The organism is Nocardiopsis sp. NPDC050513, assembly GCF_044457925.1.
Classification (GTDB): domain Bacteria; phylum Actinomycetota; class Actinomycetes; order Streptosporangiales; family Streptosporangiaceae; genus Nocardiopsis.
This window is the reverse complement of sequence record NZ_JBITHK010000017.1, coordinates 98,907-110,332: the sequence shown is the minus strand read 5'-3', so window position 1 is coordinate 110,332 and position 11,426 is coordinate 98,907. Positions and strand designations below refer to the sequence as shown.

Below are 11,426 nucleotides of genomic sequence, written 5' to 3'. Positions count from 1 at the left end.
GCGATGACGCCGTTGCCTCTGGCTCAGAGTTAGCACTGCCGCTTCCTCTAGAGGACTTCCACCTCCAAGCAACTGCCCATGCCGGGCGTACCACGGAAGGGCGCCCCGCCCGGTGGCGGAGCGCCCTCGAAGGAGCCGTCGCGTCCGGTCAGCGGTGGGGGTTCACCACGACCTCGACCCGCTGGAACTCCTTGAGATCCGTGTACCCGGCCGTGGCCATCGTCCGGCGCAGCGCCCCCATGAGGTTCATGGAGCCGTCGCTCGTGGAGGCCGGGCCGTGCAGGATCGACTTCAGGTCGCCGATCGTGCCGACGTTGAGCCGCTCGCCGCGCGGCAGCTCGCCGTGGTGCGCCTCGCTGCCCCAGTGGTAGCCGCCGCCGGGCGCCTCGGCCGCGCGCGCCAGCGGGGAGCCGACCATGACCGCGTCCGCGCCGCAGGCCAGGGCCTTGGCGATGTCACCGCTGCCGGTCATGCCGCCGTCCGCGATGACGTGCACGTAGCGGCCGCCGGACTCGTCGAGGTAGTCGCGGCGGGCGGCGGCCACGTCGCCGACGGCGCTGGCCATCGGGACCGCCACGCCCAGCACGGAGCGGGTGGTGTGCCCGGAGCCGCCGCCGAACCCGACCAGGACGCCGGCCGCGCCGGTCCGCATCAGGTGCAGTGCCGCGGTGTAGGTGGCGCAGCCGCCGACCACGACCGGCACGTCGAGGTCGTAGATGAACTGCTTGAGGTTGAGCGGCTCGGCCCGGCCGGACACGTGCTCGGCGGAGACCGTGGTGCCGCGGATGACGAAGAGGTCCACCCCGGCGTCCACGACCGCCTTGTGGTACTGGGCGGTGCGCTGCGGGGACAGCCGCGCGGCCGTGACGACGCCCGCGTCGCGGATCTCCTGGATCCGGCGGCCGATCAGCTCCTCCTGGATCGGCGCGGCGTAGATCTCCTGGAGCCGCTGGGTGGCGGCGACGTCGTCGAGTTCACGGATCTCCGCGAGGAGCGGTTCCGGGTCCTCGTAGCGGGTCCACAGCCCCTCCAGGTCGAGCACGCCGAGCCCGCCCAGCCGGCCGACGGCCACGACCGTCCCGGGGGAGGCGACGCTGTCCATGGGGCTGACCATCAGCGGCGTCTCGAACCGGTAGGCGTCGATCTGCCACGCGATGGACACCTCCTCGGGGTCGCGCGTGCGTCGGGCGGGCACGATCCCGATCTCGTCGAGCTCGTAGGCTCGGCGCCCGTTCTTCCCCAGCCCGATCTCCACCTGAGCCAACGCCTGATCCCCCTCGAAAGTGCTGCGCCGGATGCTCGACCGGCGCGTGTACTGCCGCGGAGAGTCTACTCGCCTCCGGGTCGCCCTCCCGTTCCCCACTCCCCGGACGACCTTCGCGAACGGGCCCCACACACCCCATGGTCACGCTAGGTTCTATATCGACTACCCAAGGTCTCGAACTTGGGGCGATGAGTAAGGAGTTTCATGCGAGGCAAGCGAAGCGTGGTACGCGCGGCAGCCGTGATCGGCGCGGCGGTCATGGTGCAGACGGGGCTCGGCGCGGCCGGAGCGTACGCGCAGGTGTCCGGCCCGGTGCGGACCGCGGCCCCTGCCGCCGCCGAGGAGTACTACTTCGACCTCGTCAACGCCAACAGCGGCAAGTGCGCGACCGGCATGCGCGACCTGCGTGTCGTCCAGTGGGACTGCGAGGACGGCCTCGCCCAGGACTGGAGGCTCGACCAGCTCGACAACGGCACCTTCAACGTGGTGCACCGGGACAGCGGCCTCTGCCTGTCCGTGGACGATCCGTGGGTCAACGGGTCGCCCGCGATTCTCGAACGGTGCCCGTGGAACGGCGGCTTGACCGAGGCCTGGCGCCTCCTCAAGCAGCCGGACCGGGTCAGGCTGCAGAACCACTACAGCGGGCAGCACCTCGCGGTGGGCTCCTCCTCCACGCAGAACGGGGCCGCGGTGATCCAGTGGCCGCAGGGCCCCTACGAGGACCAGGAATGGTTCCTCCAGCCGGTCGAGTAGCGGCCTGAGCAACCGGTGTGCTCCCTCGCGGGGCACACCGGTGCCGTGGTCCGCGCCTCCTCTACCCCAGCGCCCGCTCCAGGTCGGCCCACAGGTCCTCGACGTCCTCGATGCCCGCGCTCAACCGGATCAGGCCCTCGGAGATCCCCGCGCGGGCGAGTCCCTCGGCGTCGAGCATCCGGTGCGACGTGCTCGCCGGGTGCATGACCAGCGTGCGCACGTCGCCCAGGGACGGCGCGAGCGCGGCGAGCCGCACCCGCTCGGCGAAGGCGCGTCCGGCCTTGAGCCCGCCCGCCAGTTCGAAGGCGAGGACGCCGCCGAAGCCCCCGTCCAGGACCCTGCGGGCGACCGCGTGCCCCGGGTGGTCGGGCAGGCCCGCGTAGTGGACCCGGGTGACCTCCGGGTGCCCGGCCAGGCGTTCGGCGAGGGTCAGCGCGTTGGCGCAGTGCCGCCGCACCCGCACGCCCAGCGTGCTCAGACCGCGGCTGATCAGCCACGCCGCGAACGGCTCCATGACCGCGCCGAACTCCTGCGTGCGCGCGCGGACCCGCTCCAGCGTCCCGGCGTCGGCGAACACGGTGACGCCGCCGATCGTGTCGGAGTGGCCGCCCATGTACTTCGTGGCCGAGTGCACGACGATGTCGGCGCCGTGCTCGATCGGGCGGCACAGGAGCGGGGTCGCGAACGTGTTGTCCACGATCGCCGTGGTCCCGTTGCGGCGGGCGAGGTCGGCCAGAGCGGGCAGGTCCGCGACCGTGCCGCTCGGGTTGGCGATGGTCTCCAGCAGCAGCACCCGCGTGTCCGGGCGCAGCGCGGCGCCCACCGCGGCGACGTCGTCCGCGTCCACCTGGGTGACCTCGACCCCCCACCGGTCGCGCAGCGTGGTGAGCAGGGCCTGTGTCCCGCCGTACAGCCGGTCCTGGGCGACGACGTGGCCGCCGGTGCCGAGCAGCGCCCACAGGGTGGCGGTGATCGCGCCCATCCCCGAGGCGGAGGCGATGGCGCCCGCGCCGCCCTCCAGGTCGGCGACGGCGTCCTCCATCGCGGCGACCGTCGGGTTCCCGTACCGGGCGTAGACGAAGGGCGGGCCCGCTCCCTCGAAGGACGCGGCCATGGCCTCGGTGTCGGGGAAGGCGAAGGTGTGCGACTGGTAGATGGGCACGCCCAGCGGCGTGCTGCCCCCGACGGCGGGCGCGGGCTGGTGGACGGTCCTGGTCTCGGCGTGGTGTGTCATGTCCCCACCTTCCCGGGGGCGGCGTCCCCGGGGCAGAGCCAATCCGGGGAGAATTGGCCGTATGAGCGATCCACTCGGCGCGGACGACCTCACCCTCCTGCTCGGCCGGTGGGCGGCCCGGCGCGGCCCCCTCTACCGGTCGCTGGCGGACCGGCTGCGCGCGCTCGTCGAGGAGGGCGCCCTGGCCCCCGACACGTGGCTGCCCGCCGAGCGCCGCCTGGCGGCCCGGCTCAACGTGGGGCGGGGCACCGTGGTCGCCGCCTACGACCTGCTGCGCGACGAGGGCGTCCTGACCCGCCGCCGGGGCAGCGGAACCCGGGTCGCGCACGGCCCCGCCCCCGCCCGGAGCGACGGCTCCCCCGACACGCACCACGGCTCGGGGTTCCTCGCCCTGTTCGAACCGCCCGCGGCCTCCCTGGTGCTGACCTGCGCGGCGCCGGACTCCCCGCCTCCCGAACTGCTCGACGGCTACCGGGAGGCCGTCGCCCGCGTGGCCGGGTTCTCCGACGACATCGGCTACCACCCCGTCGGCCACCCGGACCTGCGCGCCGCCGTCGCCGCGTGGTTCACCCGGCGCGGCCTGCCCACGGAGGCCGACGACATCCTGGTCACCAACGGCGCCCAGCAGGCGTTGGAACTCCTGGTGCGCTGCCGTGTCGCCGCCGGGGAGACCGTGCTCGCCGAGAGCCCCACCTACCCGGGAGCGCTGGCCCTGTTCGGTGAGGCCGGAGCGCGGATCCGAGCCGTCGGCACGGGTCCCGGGGGCGTGGACACCGAGGCCCTCCTGGAGGGCATGGCCGCCCGCCCAGCCCTCACCTACCTCATCCCCTCGTTCCAGAATCCGACCGGGACGCTGATGGGGCCGATGGACCGGCGTCGGGTCGCCGCCGCGGCGGGCGCGCACGGACTGCTCGTCGTCGACGACGAGACCATGGTGGAGCTGGGCTTCGCCGCCGACCCGCCGCCGCCCCTGGCGTCGTACCCCGGCGGGGAGCGGATCGTCACGGTCGGCTCGCTCAGCAAGCTGGCTTGGGGCGGACTGCGGGTGGGCTGGATCCGCGCCCGGCCACCCGTGATGGACCGGCTCCGACGTGCGAAGACCCTCGCCGACGCGGGCGGCGACGTCGCCTCCCAACTGGCCGCCGCCGCGGTGCTGCGCGCGCCGGACGCCCTGGTCGGACGGCGCACGGCCGAACTCCGCCGACGCCACGCCCACCTGACCGCCGAGATCGACCGGCGTCTGCCCGGCTGGCGGTACCTCCCGGCGGTCGGCGGCCAGACCGTGTGGGCGCGGATGCCGCACGGAGACGCGGCGGCCTTCGCGCAGGTCGCGCTCCGGCACGGCGTCGCGCTGCTGCCGGGGTCGGCGCTCACCCCCGGCGGCGAGCCCTCGCCGTGGTTGCGGCTGCCCTTCCTGGCCCCCGAACCGACGCTGTCGCTGGCGGTCCGGCGGATCGCCGCCGCCTGGGAGAGGTACGGCGCCTCCGGCGGGCTGGCGGACGCGCCGCGCGGGGCGATGGCCGTGTGAGGCGAGGGTCCGGAAGTCCGCCATCCGGGCACGAGCGGGCGCCGAATGGGTATGATAATCATTATCGTTGCTACCCGGCGGCGATCACCCCTGGGAAAGGTACGCGGCCATGCCCGGACACCACGACGAGTACGCCCGTTCGGCCGAGTTCATCGACCTCCTCATCGCCCCCTGGTGGACGTCGTTCGGCTCCGCCGTGGCCACGGTGCTCAGCTCGGCGGACGGCGCCGACGGACCCCTCGTCGACGTGGGCGCCGGGAGCGGGCGGGGAACCCGGTTGGCCGTCGAGGCGCGGCCCGGGCGCGAGGTGATCGCGGTCGAACCCGCCGCGGGCCTGCGGTCGGTCCTGCTCGCCCGCGCCGCCGACCCCGACTGGGGGCGGGGGCGGGTCACCGTGCTCGACGGCGACCTCCTCTCCGTCAGCCTGCCCGACCGCATCGGCGGCCTCCTCGCCATGAACGTCATCGGCCATTTCTCCCCCGACGACCGCGCCCGGGTGTGGACGCTGCTCACCGACCGGCTCACCGATGGAGCCGTCGCCGTCCTCAACCTCCAACCCCCGTTCGAGCCCGCCGCCATCGAAAGGACGGTCATGGGCGAGGTGGAGGTCGGACGCCGCCGCTACCGGGGATGGGCCTCCGCCGTCCCCTCGGGTGAGGACCGGGTCCGCTGGACCATGACCTACGAGACGCACGAGGCGGGCGACCTCGTCTCCTCGGCGGACGTGCACTACGACTGGTGGCTGCTCACCCCTGACGCGCTGCGCGCCGAAGCCGCCGACCACGGTCTGGACGTGCGCCCCGAGGGCCCCGAGGAGGCCGGGATCCACGTGCTGCGCCGAGCCGGAGACTGACCGCGCGGGCGCCCGCCCCGGAGCGCGGGGCACGGATCCGCGCGTGAAATGAATACGATGATCATTCCCAACCGGGCCTCCCCCGACCCCTCCGGGCGGGCCCCGGCTCGACGACGAAGGGACGGGTGGGCGTGGACACGGCGAAGACCGACCGGCTGCCGGTGACGGTGCTCTCGGGGTTCCTCGGAGCGGGCAAGACGACCCTGCTCAACCATGTGCTGAACAACCGGCGGGGGCTGCGCGTGGCGGTCATCGTCAACGACATGAGCGAGATCAACATCGACGCGGGCCTCGTGCGCGACGGGAGCTCCCTGTCGCGCACCGAGGAACGGCTCGTGGAGATGACCAACGGCTGCATCTGCTGCACCCTCCGCGACGACCTGCTGGAGGAGGTCGACCGGTTGGCCGCCGAGGGCCGCTTCGACCACCTGCTCATCGAGTCCAGCGGTATCTCCGAGCCCATGCCCGTGGCCGCCACGTTCGCCGTGACCGGCGAGGACGGTGCCACCCTGCTCGACCGCGCCGCACTCGACACCATGGTCTCGCTCGTCGACGCCGTGAGCTTCCTGGACGAGCTCGGGCGCGGGGACGACCTCGTCGAACGGGGTCTGGACGCCTACGAGGACGACGAGCGGACCGTCAGCGACCTGCTCGTCGACCAGGTCGAGTTCGCCGACGTCATCGTGGTCAACAAGACCGACCTGGTCACCCCCGAACAGGCCGACCGGGTCGAGGCCGCCGTCCGGCGGCTCAACCCCCTGGCCCAGGTCGTCCGCGCCGTCCGAGGCGAGATCGACCCGGCACGGGTGGTCGGCGCCGGGCTGTTCGACCTGGAGCGCGCCTCGCGCGCCCCCGGCTGGGTGGCCGAGCTCAACGGCGACCACGTGCCCGAGACCGAGGAGTACGGCATCTCCAGCGTGGTGTTCCGCTCGGACCGGCCCTTCCACCCCGGCCGGCTGTGGGACCTGGTCTCCGAGCGCCTGGACTCGGGCGCGTTCGGCCGCGTGCTGCGGTCCAAGGGGTTCTTCTGGCTCGCCACGCGCGCCCGGATCAGCGGGCTGTGGTCGCAGGCCGGCCCGGTCGCCCGCTTCGAACCCTCCGGAACGTGGAACCCCGGCGACGCCCACCTGCTCGGTCACACCCATGGGGAGCACGACGCCGCCGACACCGTCCCCCCGCGCCAGGAACTGGTGTTCATCGGCACGGGACTGCGCCACGCCGCACTGGACGCGGCGCTGCGCGCGTGCCTGCTCACCGACGCCGAACTCACCGCCTCCTGGGAGGGCCTGCCCGACCCCTTCCCCGAGTGGGACGTGCGCGGGGCGCACGCGGGGCACGCCCACTGACCCGCCCCTCGCCCTCGGCGGACGCCTCCGGCGCTGTGATCCCTGCCCCGGCGGCGCCGGGGGTGTCGCCGGGCGCGGGGAGCCGGGCCGGTCAGCGCACGTTGTAGTTCGGGGCCTCGACGGTCATCGTGATGTCGTGCGGGTGGCTCTCCCGCAGCCCGGCGCTGGTGATGCGCATGAGCTGGCCGCGTTCGCGCAGTTCGGGGACGGTGCGGGTGCCCGCGTACCACATCGACTGGTGCAGCCCGCCGACGAGCTGGTGGGCCACCGCCTGGAGCGGGCCGCGGAACGGCACCTGGCCCTCGATGCCCTCGGGGATGAGCTTGTCCTCGGCCGCGACCTCGGCCTGCGCGTAACGGTCCTTGGAGAAGGAGCGGCCGCGCATGGCGCCCAGCGAGCCCATGCCCCGGTAGGCCTTGAACTGCTTGCCGTTGATGAAGATCAGCTCGCCCGGGCTCTCCTCGACACCGGCGAGGAGGCTGCCGAGCATGACCGTGCTGGCACCGGCCACGATCGCCTTGGCGATCTCGCCGGAGTACTGGAGCCCGCCGTCCGCGATGAGCGGCACGTCGGCCGGACCGCACGCCTTGGCGGCCTCCAGGACGGCGGTGAGCTGCGGCGCGCCCACACCGGCCACCACGCGGGTGGTGCAGATGGAGCCCGGACCGACCCCGACCTTGACCGCGTCGGCGCCCGCGTCCACGAGCAGCTGGGCCCCGGCCCGGGTGGCGACGTTGCCCGCCACGATGTCGGCGCGGGAGTTGGCCTTGAGCTTGGCGACCATGTCGGCCAGGCCGGCCGAGTGGCCGTGCGCGGTGTCGACGACGATGAAGTCGACCCCGGCCTCCACCAGCAGCTTGGCGCGCTCCTCGGCCTCGGTGCCGACGCCGACGGCGCCGCCGACGACGAGGCGGCCGTCGGCGTCCTTGGTGGCGTTGGGGAACTGCTCGCTCTTGATGAAGTCCTTGACGGTGATCAGGCCGCGCAGGCGGTTCCGGCCGTCGACGATCGGCAGCTTCTCGACCTTGTGCTTGCGGAGCAGCTCGAAGGACTGCTCGCGGGAGACCCCCACGGGGGCGGTGACCAGCTCGCCCGTGGTCATGACGTCGCGGACCAGGCGGGCGCGGTCGGTCTCGAAGCGCATGTCCCGGTTGGTGACGATGCCGACGAGGGAGCCGTCGGGGTCGGTGACCGGGACGCCGGAGATGCGGTAACGGGCGCACAGGCGCTCGACCTCGGCGAGGGTGTCGTCCGGGCGACACGTGACCGGGTCGGTGACCATGCCCGCCTCGGACCGCTTGACCAGGTCGACCTGGCCCGCCTGGTCCTCCGCCGAGAGGTTGCGGTGCAGGACGCCCGCGCCGCCCTGGCGGGCCATCGCCACGGCCATGCGCGCCTCGGTGACCGTGTCCATCGCCGCCGACAGCAGCGGGATGCTCAGCTCGATGTTGCGCGAGAGCCGGGTGGTGGTGTCCACCTCGCCGGGCTGGAGGTCGGAGTAGGCCGGGACGAGGAGCACGTCGTCGTAGGTGAGTCCCGGGGGCAGCAGTTTGTCCCCGTAGTCGCTGTACTCGTCACTCATGACACAACCTCCGCTGTCCCGGCACACCTGCGCGGATTCGCCCCCGCGTGTCACCTCATCCTAGGCCGTGGCCCCGGCCGCCTCATGAGGAAAGGCGCGTTTGCCCCGTCGCCGCGGGCCGAAAGTGACCAGTCTCACCGTTTGAGACGGGCGGGCGCATCCGACGGGAGCGGCGCCCGGGGACCGTCCGGCGCTCGTGTCTTCCTCCAGTCGGCCGGGTTCGCTCAGTGCGGGCGCCGACGCCCGGGCGCGGGGTGGAGGCAGTATCCCCGCGGCGGTCTCGGACGGTTCGGGCAGACCGGGCGCGAGCGCGCTCGGCGGCCGTGCTCAGGGGAGGAGTCTGTTCGCCAGGGCCACCTGCCGAAGCCGAGCAATAGCTCGGTGCTGGGCAACCCGTACCGCTCCCGCCGACATCCCAAGTACATGTCCCGTCTCATCCGCCGTCAGGCCGGCGATCACCCTCATGACCAGCAAGTTCCGTTGTCTTTCCGGGAGCTCGTCCAGCAGCTCCCGCGCCCGCTGGGCCTCGATCACCCGGACCGCGGCCTCCTCGGGCCCCGGCCCGTCGTCGGCCGGTTCCGGGACGGTGTCGGTAGGCACCAGCTCCACCCGCCCCGCGCCCCGCAGGGTGTCGGCGACCTTGTGCGCCGCGATGCCGAACACGAAGGACGCGAAGGGCCGCCCCCGGTCCTGGTAACGCGGGATCGCCGTGAGCAGGGCGATGCACACCTCCTGCGCCACATCGTCGGAGTAGTGGGCCAGCCCGGAGACCCGCGCCAGGCGGGCACGACAGTACCGGACCACCATGGGCCGCACCTCGCGCAACAGCGAATCCATGGCCCCGTCGTCCCCCTGGACCGCGAGTGACCCCAGATGGTTCAAACCCGTGTCGCGCGTCGCCGGATCCGCCTCCGGGTGCGTTCCGTCCCGGTGCGCTCCCGGCCGCCGCGCGGTCACGCCCCCCCGGGCGCCTGCATCCGTCACGTAACGAATGATGCCCGCAACGCGGGACCCAACCGCTCCAATCGACAACTACAGAATGGTCACGTTTTGGGAAAAACGCCCGAAAACGCCACACAATTCGGCGGGGGAATCGGGAATACCGTGGTAGTGGACGGGGGCGGAGCGACGACGCGCCCCGCCCCCGAAGAAGCCCTCCCGGGGCCCGTGCCCCGGGACGCGGGGCTCCTAGTGGCCGTGCCCGTGGCCGTGGCCGTTCGCGTCCTCGTCCTCCTCGGGCTTGTCCACGACCAGCGCCTCGGTGGTCAGGAGCATGCCCGCGATGGACGCGGCGTTCTGGACGGCGGAGCGGGTCACCTTGACCGGGTCGATGATGCCCTCCGCGGTCAGGTCGCCGTAGGCGCCGGTCGCGGCGTTGAAGCCGTGGCCGACCTCCATCTCCGAGACGCGGTGGGTCACCACGTAGCCCTCGGCGCCCGCGTTCTCCGCGATCCACCGGGCGGGCTCGACCAGCGCGCGGCGGACGATCGCCACACCGGTGGCCTCGTCGCCGCTCAGGCCCAGGTCGTCCAGGGCGGTGGAGGCGTGCACCAGGGAGGCGCCGCCGCCGGCGACGATGCCCTCCTCGATGGCCGCGCGGGTCGCCGAGATGGCGTCCTCCAGGCGGTGCTTCTTCTCCTTGAGTTCGACCTCGGTGGCCGCACCGACGCGCAGGACCGAGACGCCGCCCGCGAGCTTGGCCAGGCGCTCCTGGAGCTTCTCGCGGTCCCAGTCGGAGTCGCTCGCCTCGATCTCCTTGCGGATCTGACGGACGCGGTCCTCGACCTCGCTCTGCTCACCGGCGCCGTCCACGAGCGTGGTGGCGTCCTTGGTGATGGTGACGCGGCGGGCGGAGCCCAGGACGTCCAGGTCGGCGTTGTCCAGGGTCAGGCCGACCTCCTCGGCGATGACCTGGCCGCCGGTCAGGACGGCGATGTCCTGGAGCATGGCCTTGCGGCGCTCGCCGAAGCCGGGGGCCTTGACCGCGGCGACGCTGAGCATGCCGCGCATCTTGTTGAGCACCAGGGCGCCCAGCGCGTCGCCCTCGATGTCCTCGGCGATGATGAGCAGCGGCTTCTTGTCCTGGACGACCTTCTCCAGCAGGGGCAGCAGCTCGTTGAGGTTGCTGATCTTGCCCTGGTGGATGAGGATCCGCGCGTCCTCCAGGACCGCCTCCTGGCGGTCGACGTCGGTGACGAAGTACGGGGAGACGTACCCCTTGTCGAACTGGAGGCCTTCGGTGAAGTCGAGGTCCAGACCGAAGGTCGGGGCCTCCTCCACCGTGATGACGCCGTCCTTGCCGACCTTGTCGAACGCCTCGGCGATGAGGTCGCCGATCTGCGCGTCCTGGGCGGAGTTGGTGGCGACGTAGGCGATGTCGGCGCGCTCCTCGACCGGGCGGGCGCGGTCGAGGAGGATCTCCGACACCTGCGCGGCGGCGGCGTCGATGCCCTTCTTCAGGGACATCGGGGAGGACCCGGCGGCCACGCTGCGCAGGCCCTCGCGGACCAGCGCCTGGGCCAGGACCGTGGCGGTCGTGGTGCCGTCGCCCGCGGCGTCGTTGGTCTTGGTGGCGACCTCCTTGACGAGCTGGGCGCCCAGGTTCTCGTAGGGGTCGTCCAGCTCGACCTCACGGGCGACGGTGACACCGTCGTTGGTGATGGTGGGGGCGCCGAACTTCTTGTCGATGACGACGTTGCGGCCGCGCGGGCCCAGCGTCACCTTGACGGCGTTGGCGAGGCGGTCGACGCCCCGCTCGAGGGCGCGGCGGGCGTCGTCCTCGAACTCCAGGATCTTCGGCATGCTGAGTGCTTCCTCTTGTGGTCACAAACGAACATCCCGCCCGCCCGGCGAAGCGCCGACCGGT

General features: G+C 72.9%; 9 protein-coding genes. 4 read left to right on the top strand and 5 right to left on the bottom strand.

From position 1 onward, the window contains the following. Positions 1-148: 148 nt before the first annotated feature. Complete coding sequence (locus tag ACIBFB_RS24720; protein WP_397234070.1) at positions 149-1,255, bottom strand: GuaB3 family IMP dehydrogenase-related protein; 1,107 nt, start codon at positions 1,253-1,255, stop codon at positions 149-151. Between the two features lie 213 nt (positions 1,256-1,468). On the opposite strand from ACIBFB_RS24720, the gene ACIBFB_RS24715 reads away from it, so the two are divergent. Further along, positions 1,469-2,017 carry an RICIN domain-containing protein gene (locus tag ACIBFB_RS24715; protein WP_397234053.1) on the top strand — a complete coding sequence of 183 codons (549 nt, stop codon included), beginning with the start codon at positions 1,469-1,471 and terminating at the stop codon, positions 2,015-2,017. Between the two features lie 61 nt (positions 2,018-2,078). Here the strand turns inward: ACIBFB_RS24715 and ACIBFB_RS24710 are convergent, their stop codons facing one another. Next, positions 2,079-3,251 (bottom strand): trans-sulfuration enzyme family protein, encoded by a 1,173-nt coding sequence (locus ACIBFB_RS24710; protein WP_397234051.1) that lies wholly within the window; start codon positions 3,249-3,251, stop codon positions 2,079-2,081. 61 nt (positions 3,252-3,312) lie between these two features. Between ACIBFB_RS24710 and ACIBFB_RS24705 the strand changes: the two genes are divergently transcribed. The 3 genes from ACIBFB_RS24705 (at position 3,313) to ACIBFB_RS24695 (ending at position 6,978) form a co-directional block, all read left to right on the top strand. Beyond that, positions 3,313-4,779, top strand: a complete 1,467-nt coding sequence (locus ACIBFB_RS24705; RefSeq protein ID WP_397234049.1) for a PLP-dependent aminotransferase family protein — start codon at positions 3,313-3,315, stop codon at positions 4,777-4,779. A 109-nt stretch (positions 4,780-4,888) separates the two neighbouring features. Continuing rightward, positions 4,889-5,632 carry a class I SAM-dependent methyltransferase gene (locus tag ACIBFB_RS24700; protein WP_397234047.1) on the top strand — a complete coding sequence of 248 codons (744 nt, stop codon included), beginning with the start codon at positions 4,889-4,891 and terminating at the stop codon, positions 5,630-5,632. Between the two features lie 131 nt (positions 5,633-5,763). Next, on the top strand, positions 5,764-6,978 hold the full coding sequence (locus ACIBFB_RS24695) for a GTP-binding protein (protein ID WP_397234045.1): 1,215 nt from the start codon (positions 5,764-5,766) through the stop codon (positions 6,976-6,978). Positions 6,979-7,069: 91 nt separating this feature from the next. On the opposite strand, the gene guaB is transcribed toward ACIBFB_RS24695, so the two are convergent. The 3 genes from guaB to groL form a co-directional block, all read right to left on the bottom strand. Further along, entirely contained in the window at positions 7,070-8,560 is a 1,491-nt protein-coding gene (guaB, locus tag ACIBFB_RS24690) for an IMP dehydrogenase (RefSeq protein WP_397234042.1), read from the bottom strand. 327 nt (positions 8,561-8,887) lie between these two features. Next, positions 8,888-9,544 (bottom strand): sigma-70 family RNA polymerase sigma factor, encoded by a 657-nt coding sequence (locus ACIBFB_RS24685; protein WP_397234040.1) that lies wholly within the window; start codon positions 9,542-9,544, stop codon positions 8,888-8,890. A gap of 204 nt (positions 9,545-9,748) precedes the next feature. Continuing rightward, a complete protein-coding gene (gene groL, locus ACIBFB_RS24680; RefSeq protein ID WP_397234038.1) occupies positions 9,749-11,362 on the bottom strand; it encodes a chaperonin GroEL in 1,614 nt (537 codons plus the stop codon). Positions 11,363-11,426 lie beyond the last annotated feature (64 nt).